The organism is Micromonospora alfalfae (genome assembly GCF_022230925.1).
In the GTDB taxonomy this organism is placed as follows: Bacteria; Actinomycetota; Actinomycetes; order Mycobacteriales; family Micromonosporaceae; genus Micromonospora; species Micromonospora alfalfae.
Genome location: NZ_JAKKFH010000011.1, coordinates 198199 through 223010 on the forward strand (window position 1 = coordinate 198199; position 24812 = coordinate 223010).

Sequence of the window (24812 nt, forward strand, 5' to 3'; positions counted from 1 at the left end):
ACCTACGGCGGCACGTCACCCGAGACCCGCACCAGCCGTCGCTGACGAGCGGCGGCAGCACCCGCGCGACGCGCACCTCTCACTCCGACACGACAACTGCGCGCAACCGCTTGCCCACCCGCCAAACACCGCTCGACCATGTGCTCATGGGGCCGGAGCGTCGTTTCATCCTCGGGGTCGACGTGGGCACCACCGCCGTGCGGGCGGGCGCGTTCGCGCTGGACGGCTCCGCCCGACACGTCCGCACGCAGGCGTACCCGCTGCTCCAACCGCTGCCCGGCTGGCAGGTACAGAACCCCGACGTGCTGGTAGCGGCCACCCTGGCCGCGGTGTCCGCGTGTGTCGCCGACACCGCCGGGGCCGAGGTCGTCGCCCTCGCGGTCAGCTCCCCCAGGTACGGCGTGATCGGGCTGGACGCGACACTCAGCCCGGTGACGCCGCTGCTGACCGGGCGTGACACTCGGTCCGCGGAAGTGGCCCGCGACCTGCGGGTCTCCGGCCAGAGCCGGGAGCTGCACCGCGTTACCGGCACGCCCGTGCACCCGGGAAGCCCGCTCTGCAAACTCATGTGGTTCGCCCGCCACGAGCCGTACCTCTGCACCGCGACGCGGTGGTGGATCGGTCTGAAGGACTACCTGGTCCATCGGCTGACCGGGACGTTGGTGACCGAGCTGTCGTCGGCGTCCGGCACCGGCATGTTCGACGTCCATCGTCGGGTATGGAGCGCGGGCATACTCGACCTCGTCGGGGTGTCCGGCAGGCAACTGCCTCCGGTCCTTCCCACGACGGGCGTGCTGCGGCTCTCCTCGGCGGCCGGGCAGGCGGTCGGCCTGCCGTCCGGCACACCTGTCGTCGTGGGCGCGGGTGACGGTCCGTCGAGCAGCCTGGGCATGGCGGCGATCGACAGCACCGTCGCTGGTCTGACGCTCGCGGCCACCGGGGCCCTGCGGACGGTCGTCGCGGCTCCGCTCGTCGACCCGGCGGAGACCTTCTCCTGCGCGGCGCTGACCGAGGACGCCTGGGTGATCGGCGAGACGGTCGACAACGGCGGCAACGTCGTGCGGTGGGCCGGTAGAGCGCTCGAACCCGACCTTCGCCCGGCGTCCGATGACCAGCTCGCCGCCACCGAGCTCCTGGCTCTCGCCGAACGGATCGCCCCGGGAAGCGACGGACTGGTGATGCTGCCCTATCTGCTGGCCGACCGGGACTCGGAGGGGGAATCCGGCCCTCCGGGCGCGTACCTGGGGTTGCGCAGCGAACACTCTCGCGGTCACCTGGTACGGGCCGCCGTGGAGGGCGTCTGCCTCCAGCTCGGCGGCATCCGTGACCGCCTGGCCGAGCTGACACCGGTCAGCAGCGTTCGCCTGGCCGGCGGCGCGTTCCGATCTCCGCTGTGGCGTGCGGTGATGGCCGCGGTCCTGGATTGCCCAGTGCAGGCGTCAGGTGCGGCCGATGACGTCGCCCTCGGCGCGGCCGCGCTCGGGCTCTTCGCGATCGGCCTGGCCCCCGATCTCCCCGGGGCCGTCGCCCAGCTCGATCCCGAGAGTGCCCGCACCAAGCCGATCACGGTCGACCCTGCCCTCGCCGCGGCGTACCGCGGTCTGCGGACGAAGCTGCCCGCACTCATCACTGTCGCGGGCCGGCTGGGCGAGATCCTCGACGAGGTGGCAGCCGGCCCGCGCATAGACAGGCGGGCCGGCGCGATGCCCCGCGGCGTCATGCGCGGGTGACCGGGACGGTCGAGGCGGCGCCGGCCTCAGTGCTCCGGTTCGTCCTTGACCCGCGCCACGAGCTGGGTCGGGTTGACGTAGCGCAGCGCGACGACGAGGAGGACCAGCATCATCGACGTGTAGATGACCGCCATGGCGTCGACCGACTGCTGCGCCCTGATCCCGGAGGCGGACATCGAGTAGTAGAGCGCCACGACGAGGGTCTGCGAGTCGGGGCCCGCGGTCAGGAAGGTCAGCTCGAACATGCCGACGGTCCGGACGAGGACGAGGATCGCGGAGGCGAGGATGCCCGGCACGAGCAACGGCGTGAGGACCCGGAGGAACACCGTCCGCAGGCCCGCGCCGCACATGCGCGCGGCGCTCTCGATCCTCGGGTCGATCTGCTCGATGAACGGGGTCATGGTCAGGATGACGAAGGGCACCGACGGCACGAGGTTGGCGAGCACCACCCCGGACATGTGCCCGGCCAGACCGAACTTGTAGAGGACTGTCGCCAGCGGGATGCCGTACGTGATCGGGGGCATCAGGATGGGCAGCAGGAACACCAGGAAGATCAGCCGTTTGCCCGGGAACGAGCGCCGCGCGAGGGCGTAGGCCGCCGGCACGCCGATCAGCAGCGAGAGGCCCACGACGAGTACGGAGACCTCCAGCGTCACGACGATGACCGACAGGAGCGCGAACTCGTCCCAGGCTCGGGCGTACCAACTGGTGGTGTAGCCGTCCGGGAGCCAGGTGTCGAACCAGCGCTGGCCGAACGAGCTCACCAGCACGGACGCCACGACGCCCAGCAGGTTGAGGAAGAAGAAGATGACGACGCCCCACACGATCCAGGCGGCCGGTCGCGCGGCGATGCGCCGCCGTCGGTCGGTGCTGGTGGCGGGGGGCCGCGCTGGTGGGGCCTGGGTGGTCGTTGCCATCAGCCCTTGCCTCCGGTGGAGCCGGTGTAGAAGCGGCTACGAGCGGCCAGCACCACAGCGATGATGACCAGCTCGACGAAGCCCATGATCATGGCGATCGCCGAGGCGTACGGGTAGTCGTACTGCTCGTAGGCCGCCTGGTAGGCGGCGAGGGAGATGACCCGGGTCTCCCCGGCCGGGTTGCCGACCAGAACGGCCGACGGGAACACGCTGAACGCCAGGACGAACGTCAGGCAGAAGGTGGTGGCGAGGCCGGGCATCAGCAGCGGCAGGGTGATCCGGGTGAACCGTCGACGCCAGTCCGCGCCCAGCGTCGCGGCCGCCCGTTCCAGGGTCGGGTCGATGCCGGACAGGTACGACAGCACCAGCAGGAACGCGAACGGAAAGCCGGTGATCACCAGCGAGAAGAACACGCCCCAGTAGTTGTGGGTCAGCCGCACCGGCTCGTCGACGAGGTTGCTGGCCAACAGGATCCGGTTGAACCAGCCGGTCGGGCCGAGGAAGTTCAGCAACCCCTGTGCGGTGAGGACAGTGCCGAGCGTGATCGGGACGACCAGCAGCGTGGTGACCAGCCGCTTGCCCCGGAACCGGCCACGCATCCGGTAGGCGATCGGCACCGCGGCGAGGACGTTCAGGAGCGCGGCGGGCAACGCGATCCGCAGCGTGATCCAGATCGTGCCCCGCTCGTAGGAGTCGGAGAAGAACCGGGCGTAGTCGCTGAACGGCCCGCCGGTGGTCGGCTGGAACGAGAGCGTCAGCCCGTAGAAGAACGGGTAGAGGAACAGGGCGATGACGAAGACCAGGGCCGGGACCAGCAACCAGAGCTGACGATCGACGCCCCGCTCGGCGAGACGGTGCTGCCAGTGCGCCAGCGGCCTCCCGGGCCCGGCGCCGCTCACCGAGTCGCCCCCGGAGCGTCCGCGAGGCGCTTGGGCTGCGTCTGCGCGTCGGCCTGATAGACGAGCAGACGCTGCGGGTCGACGGCGAGCTTGACCTGGTCGCCGGGCGCGATCCGCTGCTCGGTCCGCAGGTGCAGCAGCAGGCCGGTGTCGGTGCGGGCCTCGGCCGCCAACTCGCGGCCCTGGTACTCCACCACCTCGACCGTCGCCGACATGGCGTTGCGGGTCTCGCCGGGCCCGTCGACACGGATGTCCTCGGGGCGTACCGCGACCATCACGTCCGCCCCGGTCTGGAGGCCCCCCACCACCTCGCCGAGCAGGCGAAGGCCGGACGCCTCGACGGTGGCCCGGGCGCCCTCGGACTGCTCCACCCGCCCCCGCCACAGGTTGCGGTAGCCCATGAAGTCGGCGACGTGCCAGTTCGCCGGTCGGGTGTGCAGCTCACGCGGCGATCCGATCTGCTGCACCCGCCCCTCCCGCAGCACCACCAGCCGGTCGGCCAGGGAGAGCGCCTCCTCCTGGTCGTGGGTCACGTAGACGGTGGTGAGCCCCAACGACTGGTGCAGCCGGCGGATCTCGGTCCGCATCTCCAGGCGCAGTTTGGCGTCGAGGTTGCTCAACGGCTCGTCCATCAACACCAGCGACGGCTCGAACACGACGGCGCGGGCGATCGCGACGCGTTGCTGCTGGCCACCCGAGAGCTGACCGGGCAGCTTGTCGACGTGGTCCTCAAGTCGCACCAACCGCACCGCCTCCGCCGTACGCCGGCGCGTCTCCTCCTTGGGCAGCCGCCGCATCCGCAGCCCGAAGGCGATGTTCGCCCGGACCGTCATATGCGGAAAGAGGGCGTAGCTCTGGAACACCATGCCGAAGCCGCGCCGCTCCGGCGGGAGCGTGTCGATGCGGCGCTCGTCCTGCCAGATGCTCCCCTCCGTCAACGGCAGTAGCCCGGCCAGGCAGTTCAACGCCGTCGACTTGCCGCAGCCGGAGGGGCCGAGCAGGGCGATGAACTCCCCCGCCTCGATCGTCAGGTCCAGCTCGCTGAGCGCGGCCTGGCCACCGAACCGGCGGGACACCCCGTCCAGCCGCAGCTGGGTGAAGGCGCTCATCCCTGCTTGACCTTGCCGCCGCCGATCTCGCGGTCCCAGCGGCTGAACGCCGCCACCAGGCTCTTCGCGTCCAGCGGGACCTCGGTCGGGTTCCCGGCGATCAGCGCGTCGTACTCGGGGCGACCGAACTCCCGGATCGCGTCCTGGCTCTTCTGCGGCGCCGACGAGAGCTGGACCTCCTTGATCGCCGGGCCCGGGTAGAAGTAGCCCTCGTCGTACGCCTTCGCCTGCTGTTCGGGGGTGAGCATGAACGCCAGCAGGGCCAGCACGGCGGCCTGGGTGTCGGTCGACACGCCCTTGGGCAGGACGGCGTAGTGCGCGTCGGTGACCCAGTGGAAGCCGTCGATAGGGGTGATCCTGGCCTCCTTCGGCACCGTACCGAGCACCCGCGGGTTGATGTCCCAACCGGTCGTGCTGACGATCAGGTGAGCGGTGCCGTTGGCGAGGTTCTTCATCGTCTCGGTGGTGCCGGACGGGTAGTAGTCGACGTACTGGCCCAACTCCTTGAGGAAGGCCCATGTCTTGTCCCAGCCCGCCGTGGGGTCCTTGGGGTTCGAGTCGCCGAGGATGTAGGGCAGACCCATCAGGAATGTCCGCCCCGGGCCGGAGTTGGCCGGTCGGGCGTACTGGAACTTCCTGGGGTTGGCTCTGGCCCAGGCGAGCAGCGCGTCCGCGCTGGTGGGTGGCGTCGCCAGGCGGGACGGCAGATATTCGAGCAGCGGACCTGACGGGTAGTAGGTGACTGTGACGCCCGCGTTGCCGGCGAGCTTCTGCATCGCGGCGGCCGGCTCCAGGTAGTTGCTCATGCCGCCGAGACGGTCCTGGAAGGTCGGCAACACGTCGATCCAGAGCCCCTGCTCGATCCCGGCGGCCAGGCCGTCGACGCCGGTCAGCACGAGACCGATGTCCACCCGGTCCGCCCCCTGCTGGGCCTTGATCTTCCCGGCCAGCTCGGGTGCCGGGGCCTTCGAATAGGTCACCCGGGAGATCACGTCGGGGTTCTTCGAGACGAACTCGTCGATCATCCCCTGGGTCAGCTGGAGGTTGCCCGCCACGTCGAGGACGTTGAGCGTGACGGCCTTACCGGGCCGCTGTGGCACCTCACCGGTGCTGTCGCCAGTGTTGTCGCCGGGTGCCTCGGGTGCCCCACACCCGACCGTGCCCACCAGGAGCGACGATGCCGTGACCAGGAGAGCGCCGCGCCGCGAGATACCCATGAGCCGTTCCCTCCGCCAGGTGTCATCAGTGCTGATTCAGGCAGTCGGCGCGCCGCGGCGGCAACGGGTTGCCATGTATTGCCTCGCGCGAATGTGACCGGGCTGCTGGATTGTTGCGGGGGCATTGCCGAGTATTCACCGCCGCCATACCATGATCACGGCGCGTAGCCGGGAGGAGCATGCAGATGCCCGACCACATCAGGCCGCCGGGACAGCGAGTCACGATCTACGACGTCGCCCTCGAGGCGGACGTCTCACCGTCCACGGTGTCCCGCGCCTTCTCCCGACCCAGTCGCGTCAACTCCGAGACCGCCGAACGGATCCGGCAGGTCGCCGAGCGGTTGGGCTACCGGACCAACCCCCTCGCTCGCGCCCTCACCACGTCGCGTACGCAGATGATCGCGCTGGTCATCGCCGACATCACCAACCCGGTGTACGCCGAGATCGTGCGCGGCGCGCAGGACGCGGCGACCGACGGCGAGTACACGACCGTGCTGATCGACGCCCAGGAGTCCGACCGGCTGGAACGAGCGGCCGTCGAGCGCACCATGTCGACGGTCGACGGCATCGTGCTGGCCAGCAGCCGGATGTCCGACTCCGCCATCCGGATGGTCGCCAAGCAGCGACCGGTGGTGGTCCTCAACCGCGCTCTGGCCGACGTGCCCTGCGTCGTCACTGACGACCCCCGTGGGGTGCGGCGGGCCGCCGAGCACCTCGGTGAGCTGGGGCACGACCACATCACCTACGTCGCGGGGCCGCAGGCGTCCTGGCCCAATGGCATCCGCTGGCGGTCGCTGCTCGAAGCGGGCATGGAGCTGGAGATCAAGGTTCGCCAGATCGGGCCGTTCAGTCCGACCATGGCGGGCGGTGAGCGGGCCGCGCAGGAGCTGTCCGCGCGTCCCGCGACGGCGGTCCTCGCGTTCAACGACCAGATGGCGATCGGGATCATCCGCGGTCTCAGCCGGATGGGCGTCAACGTTCCGGGCGACGTCAGCGTCGTCGGTTTCGACAACATCCTCGCCGCCGACATCGTCACACCCGGGCTCACCACCGTCGCGGCTCCGCTCTACGCGGAGGGCTCGGCCGCGACCCGGCACCTCCTCACGATGATCGACGGGTCGCCCGGGCACACCGGCCGACCCATGGTCCTGCCGGTACGCCTCGTGGTCCGCGACTCGACGGCAGCGCGCAACCCGGACCCCGGTCGGGCCCGACCTGCGTGGGTACGGCAGCGGCCCGTTCCCGGCCCGGCGGCCCACAGGCCGTGAGGGCCGGACGGCCCCGCGACAAGAAACGACAACTCGTTGCCGACCCGGAGCCACGCCGGGAAGGATCGACGCGCATCCATCCAGCAACGTCGTTGCGCTCGCGGGACGGGCCGAACGGCGTCCCCAGCGAACGAACGAGGAGATGGCGATGAACCGAGCTTCGGTGCCCCGGCTACGGCGAACCCTCATCGTGCTGGGCACGGCACTGGCCACCGTCGCGGCCACCCTCACTGTCGCCACCACCACGCCGGTCGCCGCGGCCCCGTCGCCGGACGACTACAACGGCTCCGACCTGTGGCTACGGTACGTACCGGTCGACGACGCGAAGCTGCTGCGTGACTACCGCCGCGCGGCCACCGCGATCGTGGTCGAGAACGCCGACGCCACGAAGGTCCACCGGCACACGACGGACCTCGCCATGGCCCCCGGTTCGGGCGAGAAGCTCGTCGAGACCACGCTGGGCGCCGCCCGGGACGAACTGGTGCGCGGCCTGGGCGGGCTGCTCGGTCAACCGACACCCGTGGCGTCGGTCGACGACGGCACGGTCCCGGACGGCGCGGTGGTGGTGGGCACGCCGACGAGTTCGCCGCTGGTGGGCCGCACCATCGCGACCCGCGACCTGGCCACTGTGGGCGACGAGGGCTATCTCGTCCGGTCGGTGGCGAAGGGCAGGACACGCTTCACCGTCATCGCCGGCAACACCGACCTCGGCGCGCTGTACGGCACCTTCGCCTTCCTCCGGCTGCTCCAGACCCAGAAACCCGTCGACCACCTCCGCGTCGCGGAGTCACCGAAGATCAAACATCGGTTGCTGAACAACTGGGAGACCGAGCGTCTCTACGCCGGCAACAACGCCTCCGGGCTGGGTGGGCTGAACGGGGAGAGCGGGGCGATCTTCAACTTCGCCGCGACCGGTGCCAGCGCCGGCCGGAACCTGCCCGTCATCCTCGACCGCTACCTCGTCATGGCCCGCGCGTTGGCGTCCCTGGGCATCAACGGCATCACCATCAACAACGTCAACGCCGACAACGCGTACCTGACGAGCACCCGCATCGCGCAGGAGGCGGCCCTCGCCGACGCGTTACGTCCGTACGGCATCAAGCTGGGCCTGTCGATCCGCTACACAGCGCCCACCGACAGCCGGTTCGCGTCGGACACCCTGACCAACAGCCAGCTCGATCCGTACGGCGCGGACTTCCGGGGCTGGTGGCACCGCCGGGCCCAGCAGATCCAGGCTGCGATCCCGGACTTCATGGGCCTCACCGTCAAGGCCAACTCCGAGGGCCAGCCAGGGCCACAGGACTTCGGGTACGACCACGGTGACGGCGCCAACGCCATCGCCGCCGCCGTGGCGCCGCTCGGGATGACTGTGCACTGGCGGACGTTCGTCTACAACGCCGAGGTCGACAACGACCGGCTCAAGCGGGCCTACCTGGAGTTCGGGCCGATCGACGACGAGGTCCAGCCGGACGGCAGCAGGGGACGCTTCGTCGACAACGTGTTCCTCCAGACGAAGAACGGGCCACTGGACTTCCAGGCCCGCGAGCCCATCCACCCGATGTTCGGCCGGATGGAGAACACCAACCAGGCCCTGGAACTCCAGATCACGCAGGAGTACACCGGCCAGAACTGGATGCTGGCCTACCTCGGCCCGATGTACGAGGAGATCCTCAAGACCGACACGTACGCGACCGACGCGAACGGAAAGCTGCTCAAGAAGCGCCTGGTCGGCAACATCGTCGACGGGACCGCCCAGCACCACCCGGACACCGCCATCGTGGGTGTGGCCAACCTCGGCAACGCGGACAACCTGACCGGGCACCACTTCGCCCAGGCGAACCTGTTCGCCTTCGGACGTCAGGCGTGGGACTGGACGCTCGACTCGGCGGACATCGCGACCGACTGGACGCGGATGACCTGGAGCAACGACCGGCGCGTCGTCGACACCATCCACCGGATGATGATGGGCTCGTGGGAGTCGCTGGTCAGCTACCAGACGCCGCTGGGCATCGGCCACCAGTTCGCCGAGGGCGCCCACTACCGTCCCGACCCCGCCGACTGGGCTGGCCGCGACGACTGGAGCCCGATCTACTACAACAAGGCCGACAGCGTCGGTCTGGGCTTCGACCGCTCCCCCACCGGCAGCAACCTGGCCGCCCAGTACTTCCCTCGGTTGCAGCAGCGCTACGGGAACATCAACTCGGTCCCGGAGAACCTGCTGATGTGGTTCCACCACGTGCCGTGGGGCCATCGCCTGGACAGCGGCCGGACGTTCTGGGACGAGTTGGTCTACCGCTACCAGATGGGCGTGCAGTACGTGACCTGGATGCGGGAGACCTGGGCCACGCTCCAACCCGACATCGACGCACGCCGGTTCGCCGAGGTACGCGACAAGCTGGCCGTGCACGAGGCGGACGCCGCGGACTGGCGGGACACCTCGGTGAACTACTGGAAGGAGTTCAGCGGGCGGGACATCCCGGTCGACGACGCGCCACTGTCGGCGACGATCGTCGTCAACGGCAAGAGGTTCGGCGGCTTCAACCTGTCGGACACCTCGTACACCATTCCGGTGCCGGCCGGGGCGTCGCCGACGATCACCAAGGTGCGGACGGCCGACCGGAAGGCCCGCTACGAGATCATCTCCCAGGCGTCCGGCGTGCCCGGTCAGGCGGTCGTCAAGGTCACGACGGAGAGCTTCTTCGGCCCACTGGTGAAGAACTACGTCTTCAACCTGGTGCCCGACACGACGCTGACGGCCCTGCGCGTCGACGGCAGGCGTCTGGCGTCCTTCGCGCCGACGGTGCTGCGCTACAACGCCCTCACGGCGGCCGGCACCACCACAGTGCCGGCTGTCACCGCCAACGCCGCCGACCCCGCCGCCACTGTCGCGGTCGAGCAGGCGACCACCCCCACCGGGCAGGCTCGGGTCACCGTCACCAACGGCGGAGCCTCGTCGGTCTACACGGTCGACCTGAACACCACCATCACCGGCAGCGACGAGTTCGACTCGACCCAGCTCGGCCCGCAGTGGCAGTGGGTCCGCCCGGACGAGGGCAACCGGCGTCTGGCCGACGGGTCAGTGGTCATCACCGCCCAGCAGGGCGACCTCCAGGGCAACACCAACACCGCGAGGAACCTGGCCCTGCAGGACGTCGACGGTGACTGGACGGCCGAGTCCAGAATCGTCTTCTCACGCCCACTCGCCACCAACAACGAGCAGGGCGGTGTGCTCGGGTACGCGGACGACAACAACTACGTGAAGCTCGCCTGGGAGATGGGCAACGCGACAGCCGCCGTCAACAAGACCCGGATCGTCTTCCTGCGCGAGCAGAACGGCACGGCGTCCACACTGGAGATCACCGGAGCCGACGCCCAGCGCATCGTCGGGGCCGACGGCGCGATCTGGCTGCGACTGACCAAGATCGGGAACAGCTACCGCGCCTACTACTCCACCGACGGAAGCGTCTACCGCTACATCGGCTCCACCACGCTGAACGTCGAGCCGACGAAGGCCGGGCTGCTGGCCTTCAACCGGGCCGGCACCTCCACCGACCTCGACGTCGCCTTCGACTACTTCCGGATCGAGAGCCGCGGCGAGCGCATTCGCTAGCCCACCCGCTGGCCGGGTCCGGTGCCACGCCGGACCCGGCCAACGTGTGGCTCGACGGGTCTGGACGTCGTGGTCGTCGGCGATCCTGGTTAGGGTGACGCCGCCTGACGCGACCGGGCCCGCCCCCAGAGTGGGGACGGGCCCGGTCGTGCTCCCCCGAGCAGGAATCGTTGCCGTCAGCCCCCGATCGCGATGGCGAAGATGTGCATGGTCGGCACGTTCGTGGCGGGCCGGGCGCTGATGTTCGGCAACACCACCGAGGCCACTGCCTTGTTCTGCAACCCGACGCCCACGTAGTAGACGCAGGCGGCGGTGTTCTGCCGCTGGTTGTTGGGCCGGTTCTGGTACGCCGACACGATCGCCGCCGTTCCGGCGGAGTTCGGCCCGCCGTACCAGTCGGGCGTGCTCAACGTGAACGTCTGGCGGGTGCCGTCGGCGTAGACCACGGTGCCGGTCCCCGACACCGCGCCGTAGGTGCCGGTCAGCAGGAAGCCGAGCGTGCTGCCGGTGCCGGTCACGCCGATGGTCTGGCCAGAGGCGATCGCGTTGTCGGCGGCCCCGGAGCTGACGTTGGGCCAGCGGAAGTTGACCCCGTTGCGGCTGATCGTGCCGCCCGGGCTGGCGCCGGCCGACGCCAGGGCCTGCGCGGACAGGGAGGCTCCGCCGCCGTCGAAGTTACCGACGTTGGTGTTGCTGTCGCTGGTGATGCCGACGTTGCTGAAGCTCTGCTCCAGCGTCGGCGTGGTGGCACCGGAGCTGGTGACCCGGTAGGTGCGTCCGGCCTGCACTGTGACGTCGATCAGGTCGGACTCGATCCGGGTGGTCCGGGCCGCCGTGCCGTCGGCGGTGTCGACCACGGTGACGGTGCCGGTCAGGATCCGGGAGCGCAGGCGGACGGTGCCGGCCCGGTCCGGTCGGATGAGGATCTCGGTGGCCGCACCGCTCGCCCAGGTGATGCCGACCGTGTGTCCGCCCCGACCGCGCAGGCCGGTCACCCGCCCGCTCGGCCAGGCCGGCGGCAGCGCGGGCAGGACGTGCAGCTCGCCGGTGTGGCTCTGCAACAGCATTTCGGCGATGCCGGCGGTGGCGCCGAAGTTGCCGTCGATCTGGAACGGCGGGTGCAGGTCGAACATGTTGGGCGCGAGCCGCGCGGTGGTGGCGAGGTAGCGGATCAGGTCGTGGGCCCGCTTGCCTTCCTCCATCCGAGCCCAGAAGTTGATTTTCCAGGCCAGCGACCAGCCCGTGCCGTCGTCGCCGCGCAGCGCCAGGGTCCGCCGGGCCGCCTCGAACAGCTGCGGGGTACCGCGCTTGGTGATCTGGTTGCTGGGTGCCAGCCCGTAGAGGTGCGAGATGTGCCGGTGGTTGGGTTCGGTCTCCACCCAGTCGTAGAGCCACTCCATGATGTTGCCGCGCGAGCCGACCTTCATGGGTGGGAGCCGGTCCCGGGTGGCGCGAACCTGCGCCCGGAAGGTGCTGTCCACGTTGAGGATCTCGCTGGCCCGTGCGCACGCGTCGAACAGGTCCCGCAGGATCTGGTTGTCCATCGTGGGGCCGGCGCACACGCTGGCGTTCGAGTGGTGGCTCAGCTCCGGCGAGTTCGACGGGTTGGTCACCAGGTAGCCGAGGGTCGGCTCGGTCACCAGGGTGTTGAGGAAGAACTGCGCCGCGCCCTTCATGGCCGGGTAGTTCGTCCGCAGGAACTCGATGTCGCCGTTGAACAGGTAGTGGTCCCAGATCAGCGTGGACAGCCAGGCCCCGCCGGTCTGCCACATGCCCCAGAACGCGCCGTCCACCACCGCTGTGGCCCGCCACGCGTCCGTGTTGTGGTGGGTGACCCAGCCACTGGCGGAGCCGTACTGCACCTGGGCGGTCCGCGCTCCGGCGACGGCGAGGTCTCTGACCATGTCGAAGACCGGGTTGTGGCACTCGGCCAGGTTCGTGGTGTTGGCCGGCCAGTAGTTCATCGGCAGGTTGGCGTTGATCGTGTATTTCGAGTCCCATGCCGGGGCCAGCGAGTCGTTCCAGATGCCCTGGAGGTTGGCCGGCTGGGTGCCGGGCCGCGAGGACGAGATCAGCAGGTAGCGACCGTACTGGAACAGCAGCGTGGAGAACTGCGGGTCGTTGACGCTGTTGTGCTGGGCGATCCGGACATCAGTGGTCTGGTCGGCCGCGGACGTGCGGCCCAGGTCCAGGGTGACCCGGCCGAACAGCGCCTGGTAGTCGGCCACGTGCCGGCTGCGCAGCTGGTCGTAGCTGCTGGCCCGCGCGGCGGTGAGGCGCTGCCGGGCGATGCCCTGGTAGTCGCCGCCGACGTTGCGGTAGTTGACGTAGCTGGAGCCGATGGAGATCAGCAGGACCACGCTGTTGGCGTTCGTCACCCGCAGGGTGCCGCCGGAGCTGGACACGCTGCCGCCGCTGACTGTCGCGTTGGCGAGCGCGAGGAAGCGGACCTGACCGTTGACGCCCTCCATGTTTCCGGAGATGCCGTCGAGGCCGATGGTGGTGCCGTCGGGGCTGGACACCGACGTCCGCTGCGGGCTGTCGAAGGTGGCGGTGAAGCTGATCGAGCCGGTCCGGTCGGCGGTCAGTCGCATGGCGATGACCTGATCCGGCGCGCTCGCGAAAACCTCCCGCTGGTGGCGAACGCCGTTGAGCACGTACGACGTCGTGACGGTGGCGGTGGTGAGGTCGAGCGTCCGGTCGTACTGTGACGCTCCGCTGGCGGAACCGAAGGCGAGCCGCAGGTTGCCGACGGTCTGGTAGGCCAACTGGCCGCCGGGGTTGCCCATCATGGTCTGGTTGATCAGATCCTGGGCCTGGGTCCACTGGTTCGCGTTCACCAGCCGCCGGATCTCCGGCAGCGCCGCCGCGCCTCGGGTGTTGCTGGGATCGTGCGGCCCACCGGCCCAGACGGTGTCCTCGTTGAGCTGAAGCCGCTCGGTGTCGACGTTGCCGAAGACCATCGCGCCGAGCCGGCCGTTGCCGATCGGCAGCGCCCGTAGCCAGTCGGTGCCGGCCCCTTCGTCGTACCAGAGGGCGAGGTCCCCGGCGGCCAACACCTGCGGCGGGGCCGCCGAGTCGGCCTTGGCCACGGCGCTCCAGGGAACCGGCAGGAGAGCACCGCCCGCGCCGGCTGCGCCGATCTTGAGGGCCTGCCGTCGGGTCAGGTCTGACATCGATCCTCCAAACGGTGACCAGTCCGGCCACCCCGAAGCGTGACAACTATGGGACTCGACATGGGGATCCGCTTGGGTGCGCCAACCGGGACCCTGCCTGAGCAGGCCGACGCCGGGCCTTGGCGAGCCAGACATCTGATGTGTTTCGGGAAGGTTACTCCGGGACCACAGAATAGGCAACGGTCGATCGATGGGAGCCCACAGCGCCGCACTGGCCGGTCAGCAAGATGCACGGGTGGATGAGCAGTGCCGCGCTGACACGGCACCGCACGGCGATCGGCCAGAATCACGCCGACGACCACCCACCCCGACGGCCATACATCAGATGTACGCAGGCAGACAGCCGAGCTGGCCGTACATCCCCTCCGACGTGCACCCCGACGCGACAGCGCAACCCCGGTGGGGCCAAGGACGTGTACTGGGAAACCCCGATCGATGCTTCCCCCGGAGGAACGATGACCCTGACCGCGCTCCGCGCCTTCCTGCCTGTCGCCGCGCTGACCGGCCTGGCGGCCTGCACCACCGCCGCGCCCACTCCCGCCGCCGGGACGAGCACCACGCCACCGGCCAGCTCCGCACCCGCCTCGCCCGCTACGCCGCCCACCGCCGTCAGCGCCTCGCCGACCCGCAGCACGTCGTCAGGCACCACCCCGGCCGCCTGTCCGGTGACCGCAGCCACCCTGCAGGCCGCATCGGGATTGAGCAGCACCCACCGGATCGATCCGGATCAGATCAGGTGCGCGAGGCAGTGGGCCACGGCCGGCGTGCTCGCCGTCGACCCGGGAATGCAGGGTGACGGTGTGCTGCTGTTCAAGCACTCGGACGGCGGGTGGCAGAAGCTGGGCGAAGGCAGCGCACTCGAATGCACCCCGTTCGGCATTCCGCCGGAGATCGGCGACCAGGTCGGCTGTCGAGACCATTGAGCAGCGGCCCCGTCCACAATCGGGTTGTTCTCGCCGGCTGCACGGGTGACCATGGCGGCATGCCGGGAGCTCGGGGGTGAGATCGCCTCTTCAGGGTGGACTACCGCCCGGCGGCGCGGTGGTGGTCGGGGCCGTCGTGGAGATCGCCTGCGACGAGTCGGGATTCTCGGGCACGAACCTGCTGCACTCGACCGCCCCGGTGATCACGCACGCGAGCGTCGACCTGGCCGTCGACGAGGCGGTCGCGCTCATCACCGCCCTGCGGTCCGGGTTCCGGTTCGCGCCGCACGAGCTCAAGTCCGGCCGGTTCCTGCGCGGCTCGGGTGCGCACGAGGCACTGGAGTGGTTCCTGGCGGCGCTGGCCGGCCGCGCGCACGTCCACCTCATCGACAAGGAGTTCTTCCTCGTCACCCGAATCGTGGACTTCCTGCTGACCGAGCCGTCGTACGCGGCGGGCACCCGGCTGGCTCGCGAGCACCATCCGGCCGCTCTCGCCCTGTACGAGGCCGGACGCTCGGCCGGCGGCGACTGGGGCGCCTTCCTGTCGGCGTTCGTCGACCTGGTCCGGATGAAGCGGCGACTTCCGGTCGACCAGACCGTACGGCGGTTCTTCCAGGCCCGGGACACGCTGCGGCGCCACGGTCTCGGCACTGTGGCCGACGCCGTCCTCGACGGGCTCAGTCCGAGGCACGTGCGGGCCGTGGTGGCCAGGCTCGACGTCGACGACCGCACTGTCCCTCCACCACTGGAACCGCTGCTGCCCGCGCTTGCGGAGACGGTCCTGTCCTGGAGCGACGGCCGGCGGCAGGTGTTGGTGACCCACGACGAGCAGAGCGCCCTGACGGCCGACCGGCTGACCCGCCTTCAGCGGGTGTTGGCCGACGAGGGCCAGCCACAGTCGGCCGGTGTGCACCGGGCTTTGGCGTTGCCGAACGGGGTGTCGCCCCTGGCGGGGCTCGTGATGGTCGACTCCCGCGACGATCCGCGCGTGCAGGTGGCGGATCTCCTCGCGGGAGTGGCCCGGCGGATGCCCGGCATCATCGACGACACGCTCCGTCAGCCGCCGCCCGCTCCCCCGGGGTGACGGGCAGCGGCCGAGTCACGACGCGGCACGGGCTCGGAGGGTCTGCGTGGTCGCCGGGTCAGCGGGAAAGAACGCCTCGACGGCCAACCCGGCGACTGTGACCTCGCGCGGCGTACCGAAGAGGGTGGTGGTGCTGACGAAGGACAGCTCGTGATCACCGTGCCGGTAGCGCAGTGGAACGAGGACACGTGACACGGCATCGCTTGTCGGTGTCGTGTCGACGTCGTCACCGGGATAGCCGCGAAGCTCCTCGTGCAGGTCGTACAGGATCGGGTCGTTTGTCGTCGCCGCCTGCTGGTGCAGCCGTTTCAGCAGATGGGCGCGCCACTCGGGCAGGTTGACGATGCGCGGTGCCAGACCGTCGGGGTGCAGGCTGAGGCGAAGCACGTTGACGGGTGGGGCGAGCAGGTGTGGCTGCGCGTCCATGGTGAACAGGGCGACGGCAGGGTTGGCGTCGACGAGGTGCCAGTGCTCGTCGACGAGCAGCGCGGGGTACGGGCTGTGACCGTCGAGGATCTGCCGCACCGCGGCCCGTACCGGTGCCAGCTCGGGGTCGCTCAGCTGGTGGCGGGGGTAGGCGGGCGCGAAGCCGCCGGCCAGCAGCATCCTGTTGCGCTCGGCCAGCGGCATCTCCAGGTGTTCGGCCAGCCGCAGGATGAGGTCGGGGCTCGGCCGGGATCGGCCGGTCTCGACGAAGCTCAGGTGCCGGGCCGACACTCCCGCCTCGATCGACAGGTCGAGCTGGCTCATTCCGCGAGTCCGGCGCCAGTCGCGCAGCAACTCCCCCACCGGTCGCCCGTGCCGGGTAGAGATCGTCACCCACCGACCCTAGTTCCACACCGACAGACGGGCCATTACCTGCAAGGTAATCGACAGCCCAACCGGAGAGCGGAGATAGTTCTCCCGGCACGACCGATCCGATCACGGGGGCGCGGCAGCCCACGCCGACCGCCACCACAGCCAGAAGACCAGACGCAAAGGACAGGCACTCATGGCCGCGTACGCGCTCGCGCACCTCCGCAAGGCACCCTTCCACGCCGAGGTGCTGACGTACCTGGAACGAATCGACGCCACCCTCGCGCCCTTCGCGGGCCGGTTCCTCGTCCACGGCGGTGCGATCGACGTCCTGGAGGGCGACTGGACCGGCGATGTGATCGTCATTGAGTTTCCCGACCTGAACCAGGCCCGCTCCTGGTACCAGTCCAGCGACTACCAGGAGATCAAGCCGTTGCGGACGAGGCACCTCACCGGTGAGGTGATTCTCGTCGACGGAGTCGAGCCCGACCACGACTCGTCGCAGTTGGCCGCGACCATCCGCCGCGCCACCGAGCGGTAGCACCTGACCCTCGACCGTCAGGGTCGACGCACGCGCGTCGCCCCGAAGAACCCGATGGCTCGCCGGCCGCAAGGCACCCGACCCAGGTCAGCCGACCGTAGTCTCATCGGATGCAGGACATCCAGACGCACACCCTGGCCATTCCCGGCGTCGACCTGGTCTACGACGTCCGCGGCCCGCTACCTCCCACTGGCGGCCATCGGGCGCTGCTCATGATCGGCCAGCCGATGACGGCGGAGGGCTTCGCCGCGCTCGCCCCGCACTTCGCGGACCGCACGGTCCTCACCTACGACCCGCGTGGCCTGGGCCGCAGCGTCCGCAAGGACGGTCGGTCCGACCACACGCCGCAGCAGCAGGCCGCCGACCTGCACGCGCTCGTGCAGGCGCTCGACGTCGGTCCGGTCGACGTGTTGGCCAGCAGCGGCGGCGCGGTGACAGCACTCGAACTGGTCGCCACCCACCCGGACGACGTCGCCACCCTGGTGGCGCACGAACCGCCGATCAACGCCGTGCTTCCCGACGCCACTGCCGCCGAGCGCGCCCGAGCCGGCTTCTACGAGGCGTACCAGGCGAAGGGCTCGGGTGCGGGGATGGCGGCGTTCATCGCCATGACGTCCTGGCAGGGCGAGTTCACCGATGCCTACTTCGCCCAGCCCACCCCCGACCCGGCGATGTTCGGCATGGCCGCCGACGACGACGGCAGCCGCGACGATCCGCTGCTGTCACAGAGCTCGTGGGCGGTCACCGACTACCGTCCCGACGCGAACGTGCTCACCGCCGCGCCCACCCGGATCGTGGTCGCTGTCGGTGAGGAGTCCGCCGGCACGTACACCGCCCGCACCGCGCTGGGCCTCGCGGCGCTGCTCGGCCAGGAGGCCGTGGTCTTCCCGAGCCACCACGGCGGGTTCCTCGGTGGTGAGTTCGGCTACGCGGGCAAGCCCGCGGAGTTCGCCGCGCGACTGCGCGAGGTGCTGGACGCCGGCTGACCTCTGCTCAACCGGTGGCGTCGGAGTAGACATCGACGTCGTAGAGCAGCTGCACATCGCGGCGGCCGTTGGTGACGCCGACGAAGACCGGGTCGCCGGACGGGGTGTGGCCCTGACGCCACACCTGTTCCCGGGCCGCCTCCAGCGACTCGTGATGGGCCCTGCCCTCCTGATGCAGTTGCAGCACCCGGCGGGCGGTGCCCCGGTCGGTGTCGAGGTGGATTCGTAGGAGAGGCATGCCGGGACCTCCTCGCTCGACGTCGGATCTCGTGCAGCTGGCCGACCAGCCGTATCGTGAGACACGGGGGCGACGATCCGCCGTCTTCGATTAAACGCCACCCGCTGCGGTCGAGGAGGGCATTTATGACTGGTCTGGCGACCGTCGGCGCAATAGTGGGTGTCCTGCTCGCCGGCCTCGTGGTCCTGGTCCGTAAGCCGACCAACACCCGGTCGGTGCTCAGATGGTCGGCCCTGGCGATCACCGCGTTGGTGGCCGCCGCGCTGGTTCCCTTCACAGTGGACGACTCGGGGGCCGCGGCCAGCTATCTGCTCGGCGTTCCCGTTGTCGCGGCACTGCTGCCCGTTGTCGCGCAGCGGGTCGGTCGGCTGACAGTGGTCGCCGATGTGGTGGCCGCGTTCGTCCTCACCGGCTGGGGTCTGCTGCTCGGGCTGGGCATCGGTGTCGCGTTCCTACCAGCGGTGACACTCCTGATCGCCAGCGCTGCGGGCACTTGGGCGCCGCGACCGTCCACCACGTGACCCGGTGACCAGCGGTCAGCCGTCCGGGGTGAACAGCCCCTGAACGCCGACGACGATCGCGATGAGGCCAAAGACCGCCAGCAACAGTCGGACGCCGGTGGCGCCGTCCGACTGCTCGTCGCGCGGCGTCGACCGCCCGGTCAACCGGCCCCACAGCAGGGCGAGCCCCACACCGATCCCCACCACCTCGAAGTGGAACACCCGGGGCCCGGACACCAGGTGGACGATGAGGTAGTAACCGCCGGTCACCAATGCCACGAGGCCGACCACCCACGCGATCGGGGCGGCCCGACCGGCGAGGCGGCCCAGGTCATCGCCGACTCGTGGCAGCAGCCGCAGCACCGCCACGGCGAGCAGGAAGCCACCGACGATGTTGGCGAGGTCGAGCAGCAGAGCCATAATCACTGGGAGTCTCCGTCGATCGGGTGATCAGCCGGTGGGAGCGTACCCACGGACCCGGTCGGTTGAAACGGTCCGGACGGCACGCCCCCACGACGGAGTTCGGGCTGGGCCGCTCAACCCCTCACCGCGTGCACCGCCACACCAGCGGCCGGTACGCCTGGTTCTCGTAGACGGCCCCGACCACAGTCAGACCGTCGTCGCTGATCCCCTCCGCCGTGTACGTGCCCGCCTCGGTCGCCCGGACCTCCGGTCGGCCCGGCAACCGGCGGGAGGTGCCGTCCGGGGCCACTACCAGCGGCGCACCGTCGGCGACCAGCACGTCACCACTGCCGGCGATGCCGCTCGCCCCCGGGAAGGGCACCAGGCTCACCACTCCGCTGGCGAGATTCCACAGCACCGGCAGCATCTGCACGGCGCCGCTCCGTCGGCCGCCCGGAACCATGCCGATCGCCCATTCGCCCCGCGCCGATTCGACCGACGCACGCGAATAGCCGTCGGGCAGTGCCAGCGCCGACCCGACGCCCTGCGGCGTCCACCGGTAGGGCAGATCGCCCACGGTGCCGACGATCGTGCCGTCCTCGGTGATCCCGGTCGCTGACGACCCTCGCTGGCCGACCAGCCGGTACTTCTGGGGGGTGTCGGTCGACCACGACACAGCCTGGTGCGAGTCGTCGGACCTACGGGCGGTGCCGACGATGTCGCCCCGACCGTTGACGGCGTGCACGAGCACCGCGTCGTAGCCGGGCGGTGTGGCCAGGAAACGCAGCTTCCCGTCCCGGTACAGCCAGCCGATGCCGTCGCCGTTGGTGCCGACCACATCGCCGCGGGTGTTGACAGCCGCCGCGTGTCGCGCGGTGGCCGGCAGGACCACCGGCCGGTCGTCGGTCCACAGCACGACCCGGCCGTCCTCCTGCCCGGTACCGATGTCGCCGACGATGTGCCGTCCGGTGCTGTCGACTCTGTTGGCCACCGCGACCGGACCGCCGACCGGCTGCGGCAACCACGACGCCTGGCAGGTGACCGGCGGGCGGGAGGTGGCCGACCCGGTTCCCGCCGGCGACACAGCGAGCGCCGGCGTGGTGGGAACCGGCGGGCTGGTGGTCCCGCCGACCTGGACGGCACCCACGACACCGACCCCGGCCAGCACCGTCAGCGCGGCGATCCCGCCGACCCGGCGACGCTGACGGCGCCGCCGACCGTCGCGCACCGCCCGGCTCAGGTCGACCCGCGGCTCCGGCGCCGGCGCCGACCGCAGCAGCTCGGCGATCCGCTGCTCGTCCACCGTGGTCATCTCGGACTCCTCACTGACATCTCGGTGACGTCGAGCACCTGGCGGACGGCCGCCAACGCCCGAGCCGTCTGCGACTTCACGTTGCCTTCGGAGCAGCCCATCGCGGCGGCCGTGTCGGCCAGCGACAGGTCGCACAGGAACCGCAGGACCAGCACCGTGCGCTGGCCGCGCGGGAGGCGGGCGAGCGCGGCGAGCAGGCTGCCCCGCTCGGCCAGGTCGTCGTGCGGTGTCACCGGCGAGCGCTCCGGCTCCGGCACCGACCCCAGCAGGCGAACCTTCGCCCAGCTCAACCGCTTCTCATCGACGAGCTTGTGCACCAGCATCCGATGTACGTACGCGTCGACGTTGTCGGCCCGGCTGACCCGGCGCCAGTTCACGTAGAGCGCCGTGACCGTCTGCTGCACCACGTCGTCGGCCAGATGGGCGTCACCGCACATCAGGAACGCGGTCCTGTGCAGGCTCGGCAGTCGCGCGGAGACGTACTCCACGAACTCACCCTCGGCATCCACCATCGAGGCTCCCTCCTCCGCAAGCTCGACGGGACCGGACGATCATCAGGTTGCGTCCCCGTCGAAGAACTGTCGGAAGCCCTACCGATCGGTCGGGGTCCCGCCCGGACCCGGCGGCGGACGGATCAGCGGGTCAGGCGTGCCGCGAGGCAGGTCGGTGCCGCCAGCGCCAGTAGGGCGTCCCGGCGCAACAGCCGGGGAAGGAGTCGAAACACAGCTGCTGCCGGCCGCCCGGTCTCAGCCAACGGCGCTGGTCATCCGGCGTACCGCCTCGATGATGAGCTCCGGCGCGGTGGCCAGGTTCAATCGGACATGCCCCACACCGCCGGTGCCGAACGCCAGTCCGGAGTTCAGCGCCACCCGGCCACGGTCGAGGAACACGGTGGCCGGGTCGTCGTCGAGGCCCAGGGCGCGGCAGTCCAGCCAGGCCAGATAGGTGGCCTGGCCGGGCTGGTAGCGGACGGCCGGCAGGTGCTCGGCGAGCAGCGCGCTCAGGAGCCGACGGTTGTCGTCCAGGCCGGCCAGCAGGGCGTCGAGCCACTCGCCGCCGTCGCGGAAGGCAGCGGTGTGGGCGATCACGCCGAGGTGGCTGGTGCTGACGCTGACCCCGAACGGGACACGGGCGAGGTCCCCGGCCGCTGCCGGGCCGGCGACCAGAAGCCCGCCGCGTAGGCCGGCCAGATTCCACCCCTTGGAGGCGGACATCAGCGACAGGCCGTTCTCCGCGCCGGGCACCGAGAGGTACGGCACGAACCGCGCGTCCCCAGCCACCACCGGAGCGTGGATCTCGTCGGCGACCACCCGCACCCCGTGCCGCTGGGCCAGTCCGGCGACGGCGGTCAACTCGGCCGCGTTGTGCACGACGCCGGTCGGGTTGTGCGGGCTGCAGAGCAGATACGCGGCCGGCCGTCCACCGGCGCGAGCCCGCCGGAACGCATCCTCCAGCGTGCCGAGGTCGATCCGCAGGTCCTCGCCGAGTGGTGCCTCCACCATCCGGCGCTCGGCGTGCGCCACCGACTCGTAGAACGGCGGGTAGACCGGGCAGTTGACGACCACCGCGTCCCCAGGCTCGGTGACCAGTCGCACCGCCTCGACGACGCCGTGCATGACGTCGGGCACCAGCGCGGTGCGCTCCACGGCCAGCCCCTCCCAACCCCACCGCTGCGCGGCGAACTCGGCCACCGCCTGCGGGTACGCCGTTCCGGCGGGGTAGCCGGTGTCTCCGCGCGCGACGGCATCGGTGATCGCCCGTGCGACCGGCTCGGCCAGGGGCACGTCCATCTCGGCCACCCAGAGCGGCAGCACGTCGTCGGGGTACTCGCGCCACTTGAGGCTCGTCCGCTGCCGGAGCTGGTCGATCGTGAGCTGGCGGAGGGGATTGACCGCGGTTCGGGCACCACCGAGCAGGCCACTCATGACCCAACCCTATTCCCTGCCTCCGGCAGACGCCTCAGGTCATCACTGACTCGTCCACTGTGGTCGTACCGAAAGGATTTCCGGAGACGGTTATGCCATTGACCAGCGTCTTTGTATTTGCCACCCTCGTCCCGCTCGGAATCAACGACGAAAGATTGCTGCGGGTTGCCGGTTCATAACCTAGGCTCCCGAATATCCACATCGACGGCCCGCCCTCACGCCGTGCCAGCCACCGACCTCGCACGCCGGCCATCGCCACCCTCGACGCCGATTGGAGTACTCGATGACCTGGCGTCCCACCATTGCCGCACTGGCCGGCCTGTGCCTGGCGGTCAGCGCCACCCCATTACCCGCCGGTGCTGCCGCCGACGCTGCCCATGTCAGCGCTCACACCGCGTTCGCCGGTCCGCCCGGCGCACCGCCCGGGGCCTGCCCGACCGGGGCCAGCTACGGCTCACCGCTGCCGGCCAGCACCGTGACGGCCCCGCGGATCCAGGGCGGTTTCACGTTCCTCGAAGGGCCGGTCTGGGTCGCCGACGGCGGCTACCTGTTGTTCTCCGACATGGCCGCCGGCACCGGGCCGTACAACGTGCAGCCGTCGACGATCCGCCGGTTCACCCCGCAGTCGGGCTTCGACACGTTCATCGCCGACGCCGGCAGCAACGGCCTGGCACTCAGCGCCGACGGCCAGCAGCTCGTCGCGGCCACCCACGACCAGCGGAGTGTGTCCGCGTACCGGTTGAGCGACCGGGCCCGCAGCACCGTGGCGGCGAACTACCAGGGCCGGGCGTTCAACTCGCCGAACGACGTCGCGGTCCGTTCCGACGGTGTCGTCTACTTCACCGACCCCAACTTCCAGCGCGGCAACCGCCCCGATCAGATGAGCGGTCGTACCAGCGTCTTCCGCGTCTCCAACGGGCAGGTGTCGCTTGTCGACGACCGGCTGCGCCAGCCCAACGGCATCTCGCTCTCGCCGGACGGGACCGCGCTGTACGTCGGCGCCTACTCCGAGAACAAGATCTACAAGTACGCGGTCCAGCCCGACGGCAGCATCGGCGCCCGCAGCGTCTTCGTGAACTACATCGGCGGCCCGGACGGTGGCACCATCGACTGCGCCGGCAACGTGTACTGGACCTCGGGCGGGGACTCCCTGGTCCACGTCTACTCCCCCGCTGGCACCCAACTCGGCACGATCCGGTCCGGCAACTCCGGCACGACGAACGTGGCGTTCGGCGGCCCCGACCGGCAGACCCTCTTCGTCACGTCGGGCCGGTGGGGCGACTCCGGGCTCTACAGCGTGCGGCTCAACGTCCCCGGATATCCGTACTGACCGACGGCTGGATGGCGTGCCGCCTCCGTCGTAGCACGACGAGGCGGCGCGCTATCCGGCGGTCGCGGCGATGAACACCACCGCCCCGACCACCACCAGCGCGGCGGCCAGGAAGGTCTGCCGGCGGGCCCGGCGCAACGCCTCCCGGACCTGCCAGGCGTGCGCCGTGGCGAGCAGCCAGCGCAGGTACGGGTCGGTCCGGGCGATGTTGCGGCGCGCGGTGGCGAGCCCTGCCCGCAGGGCGGCCCGCTCCTGCGGCGGGGCCGTCGACAGGCGACAGGTGATCTCCGCGGCGATCCGGCGATGACGCAGCAGAGAGTCGACGTCACCGGCGTACCCGCCGAAGTGATACCAGGGCTCGGCCTCCAGCCGCTCGCGCAGGCCGCGCAGCTCCGGCCCGGTGAGCGTCGCCGGCGTGGTCATCGGCGGGACGAGCACCTCGCTGGTGCGCCAGATCGCCCAGGCCACGCCGAGCAGCGTCACCAGCAGGCCGCCGCCCGCCCATGCCGCATGGGCCCAGTCGGTGACAGTGCCGGCGGCGATCAGCGGGCCGCCGCCGAGCAGCAGCGCGCCCACCGCGCCGGCCGAGGAGATGATCCACCGTGCCGCCGCCCGACTGTCCGCTACCGAGTCCAATGGGGACGGTAGCGCGTCCAACCCCGCGCCGCTCGTCGGCGGCTCCCCGGTCATCGGCTGTCGTCGCGGAAGACGACACCCAACGGGCCGGTCTCGTCGTCGGGCAGATCGGTGTACGGCACCCAGCGCTGGCCGTCGAAGAACTCCAGCTCGCCGCTGTCGTTGATTCGCACGGCGTTGACCTGCGCGAGCTCCTCAGGATCGTCAGCCATGG

At 70.4% G+C, this 24812-nt stretch carries 22 protein-coding genes; 9 read left to right on the forward strand and 13 right to left on the reverse strand.

What is annotated here, in order from left to right:
* Window positions 1-146: 146 nt before the first annotated feature.
* Window positions 147-1730: a gluconokinase gene (locus MED01_RS11650; RefSeq protein WP_238668529.1), complete on the forward strand. Its 1584-nt coding sequence runs from the start codon at window positions 147-149 to the stop codon at window positions 1728-1730.
* 26 nt (window positions 1731-1756) lie between these two features.
* Here MED01_RS11650 and MED01_RS11655 read toward each other — a convergent pair whose 3' ends face one another.
* Genes MED01_RS11655 through MED01_RS11675 form a run of 4 tightly spaced genes read right to left on the reverse strand, consistent with a single transcriptional unit; the run spans window position 1757 to window position 5872 of the window.
* A complete protein-coding gene (locus tag MED01_RS11655) occupies window positions 1757-2647 on the reverse strand; it encodes an ABC transporter permease (protein WP_238668530.1) in 891 nt (296 codons plus the stop codon).
* Window positions 2647-3546 carry an ABC transporter permease gene (locus MED01_RS11660; protein ID WP_238668531.1) on the reverse strand — a complete coding sequence of 300 codons (900 nt, stop codon included), beginning with the start codon at window positions 3544-3546 and terminating at the stop codon, window positions 2647-2649. The genes MED01_RS11655 and MED01_RS11660 overlap by 1 nt, the downstream gene beginning before the upstream one ends.
* On the reverse strand, window positions 3543-4655 hold the full coding sequence (locus MED01_RS35690) for an ABC transporter ATP-binding protein (protein ID WP_274525567.1): 1113 nt from the start codon (window positions 4653-4655) through the stop codon (window positions 3543-3545). The genes MED01_RS11660 and MED01_RS35690 overlap by 4 nt, the downstream gene beginning before the upstream one ends.
* A complete protein-coding gene (locus MED01_RS11675) occupies window positions 4652-5872 on the reverse strand; it encodes an ABC transporter substrate-binding protein (RefSeq protein ID WP_112584430.1) in 1221 nt (406 codons plus the stop codon). The genes MED01_RS35690 and MED01_RS11675 overlap by 4 nt, the downstream gene beginning before the upstream one ends.
* A gap of 185 nt (window positions 5873-6057) precedes the next feature.
* On the opposite strand from MED01_RS11675, the gene MED01_RS11680 reads away from it, so the two are divergent.
* Both MED01_RS11680 and MED01_RS11685 read left to right on the forward strand, forming a co-directional pair.
* A complete protein-coding gene (locus tag MED01_RS11680) occupies window positions 6058-7140 on the forward strand; it encodes a LacI family DNA-binding transcriptional regulator (protein WP_238668532.1) in 1083 nt (360 codons plus the stop codon).
* 148 nt (window positions 7141-7288) lie between these two features.
* The gene (locus tag MED01_RS11685; protein WP_238668533.1) at window positions 7289-10750 is read left to right on the forward strand and encodes an alpha-glucuronidase family glycosyl hydrolase; all 3462 of its coding nucleotides are present in this window, start codon (window positions 7289-7291) and stop codon (window positions 10748-10750) included.
* Between the two features lie 176 nt (window positions 10751-10926).
* On the opposite strand, the gene MED01_RS11690 is transcribed toward MED01_RS11685, so the two are convergent.
* Window positions 10927-13926, reverse strand: coding sequence for a glycoside hydrolase family 95 protein (locus tag MED01_RS11690; protein WP_238668534.1), 3000 nt, complete (start codon window positions 13924-13926; stop codon window positions 10927-10929).
* 455 nt (window positions 13927-14381) lie between these two features.
* Here MED01_RS11690 and MED01_RS11695 point away from each other — a divergent pair, with 455 nt between their 5' ends.
* Window positions 14382-14849, forward strand: a complete 468-nt coding sequence (locus MED01_RS11695) for a hypothetical protein (RefSeq protein ID WP_238668535.1) — start codon at window positions 14382-14384, stop codon at window positions 14847-14849.
* Window positions 14850-14925: 76 nt separating this feature from the next.
* Window positions 14926-15933: a hypothetical protein gene (locus tag MED01_RS11700; RefSeq protein ID WP_238668536.1), complete on the forward strand. Its 1008-nt coding sequence runs from the start codon at window positions 14926-14928 to the stop codon at window positions 15931-15933.
* A 15-nt stretch (window positions 15934-15948) separates the two neighbouring features.
* On the opposite strand, the gene MED01_RS11705 is transcribed toward MED01_RS11700, so the two are convergent.
* Window positions 15949-16752: a helix-turn-helix domain-containing protein gene (locus MED01_RS11705; protein WP_238668537.1), complete on the reverse strand. Its 804-nt coding sequence runs from the start codon at window positions 16750-16752 to the stop codon at window positions 15949-15951.
* A gap of 172 nt (window positions 16753-16924) precedes the next feature.
* On the opposite strand from MED01_RS11705, the gene MED01_RS11710 reads away from it, so the two are divergent.
* Together MED01_RS11710 and MED01_RS11715 are read left to right on the forward strand one after the other, a co-directional pair.
* Window positions 16925-17269, forward strand: a complete 345-nt coding sequence (locus tag MED01_RS11710) for a DUF1330 domain-containing protein (RefSeq protein ID WP_238668538.1) — start codon at window positions 16925-16927, stop codon at window positions 17267-17269.
* Window positions 17270-17379: 110 nt separating this feature from the next.
* Complete coding sequence (locus MED01_RS11715; protein ID WP_238668539.1) at window positions 17380-18255, forward strand: alpha/beta fold hydrolase; 876 nt, start codon at window positions 17380-17382, stop codon at window positions 18253-18255.
* Between the two features lie 7 nt (window positions 18256-18262).
* Here the strand turns inward: MED01_RS11715 and MED01_RS11720 are convergent, their stop codons facing one another.
* Window positions 18263-18493: a hypothetical protein gene (locus MED01_RS11720; protein ID WP_238668540.1), complete on the reverse strand. Its 231-nt coding sequence runs from the start codon at window positions 18491-18493 to the stop codon at window positions 18263-18265.
* A gap of 125 nt (window positions 18494-18618) precedes the next feature.
* Between MED01_RS11720 and MED01_RS11725 the strand changes: the two genes are divergently transcribed.
* A complete protein-coding gene (locus tag MED01_RS11725; protein ID WP_238668541.1) occupies window positions 18619-19014 on the forward strand; it encodes a hypothetical protein in 396 nt (131 codons plus the stop codon).
* Window positions 19015-19029: 15 nt separating this feature from the next.
* Here the strand turns inward: MED01_RS11725 and MED01_RS11730 are convergent, their stop codons facing one another.
* From MED01_RS11730 to MED01_RS11745, 4 genes are all read right to left on the reverse strand, one after another.
* Window positions 19030-19413: a hypothetical protein gene (locus MED01_RS11730; protein ID WP_238668663.1), complete on the reverse strand. Its 384-nt coding sequence runs from the start codon at window positions 19411-19413 to the stop codon at window positions 19030-19032.
* A gap of 124 nt (window positions 19414-19537) precedes the next feature.
* A complete protein-coding gene (locus MED01_RS11735) occupies window positions 19538-20707 on the reverse strand; it encodes a hypothetical protein (RefSeq protein WP_238668542.1) in 1170 nt (389 codons plus the stop codon).
* Window positions 20704-21219: a SigE family RNA polymerase sigma factor gene (locus MED01_RS11740; protein ID WP_238668543.1), complete on the reverse strand. Its 516-nt coding sequence runs from the start codon at window positions 21217-21219 to the stop codon at window positions 20704-20706. Before MED01_RS11740 ends, MED01_RS11735 begins: the two co-directional genes overlap by 4 nt.
* 234 nt (window positions 21220-21453) lie before the next feature.
* Entirely contained in the window at window positions 21454-22632 is a 1179-nt protein-coding gene (locus MED01_RS11745) for a MalY/PatB family protein (protein WP_238668544.1), read from the reverse strand.
* A gap of 283 nt (window positions 22633-22915) precedes the next feature.
* Between MED01_RS11745 and MED01_RS11750 the strand changes: the two genes are divergently transcribed.
* Window positions 22916-23962 carry an SMP-30/gluconolactonase/LRE family protein gene (locus MED01_RS11750; protein WP_238668545.1) on the forward strand — a complete coding sequence of 349 codons (1047 nt, stop codon included), beginning with the start codon at window positions 22916-22918 and terminating at the stop codon, window positions 23960-23962.
* A gap of 51 nt (window positions 23963-24013) precedes the next feature.
* On the opposite strand, the gene MED01_RS11755 is transcribed toward MED01_RS11750, so the two are convergent.
* Both MED01_RS11755 and MED01_RS11760 read right to left on the reverse strand, forming a co-directional pair.
* Window positions 24014-24652, reverse strand: coding sequence for a hypothetical protein (locus MED01_RS11755; protein ID WP_238668546.1), 639 nt, complete (start codon window positions 24650-24652; stop codon window positions 24014-24016).
* Window positions 24649-24810, reverse strand: a complete 162-nt coding sequence (locus MED01_RS11760; RefSeq protein WP_238668547.1) for an NAD(P)-dependent oxidoreductase — start codon at window positions 24808-24810, stop codon at window positions 24649-24651. Before MED01_RS11760 ends, MED01_RS11755 begins: the two co-directional genes overlap by 4 nt.
* Window positions 24811-24812: the final 2 nt, after the last annotated feature.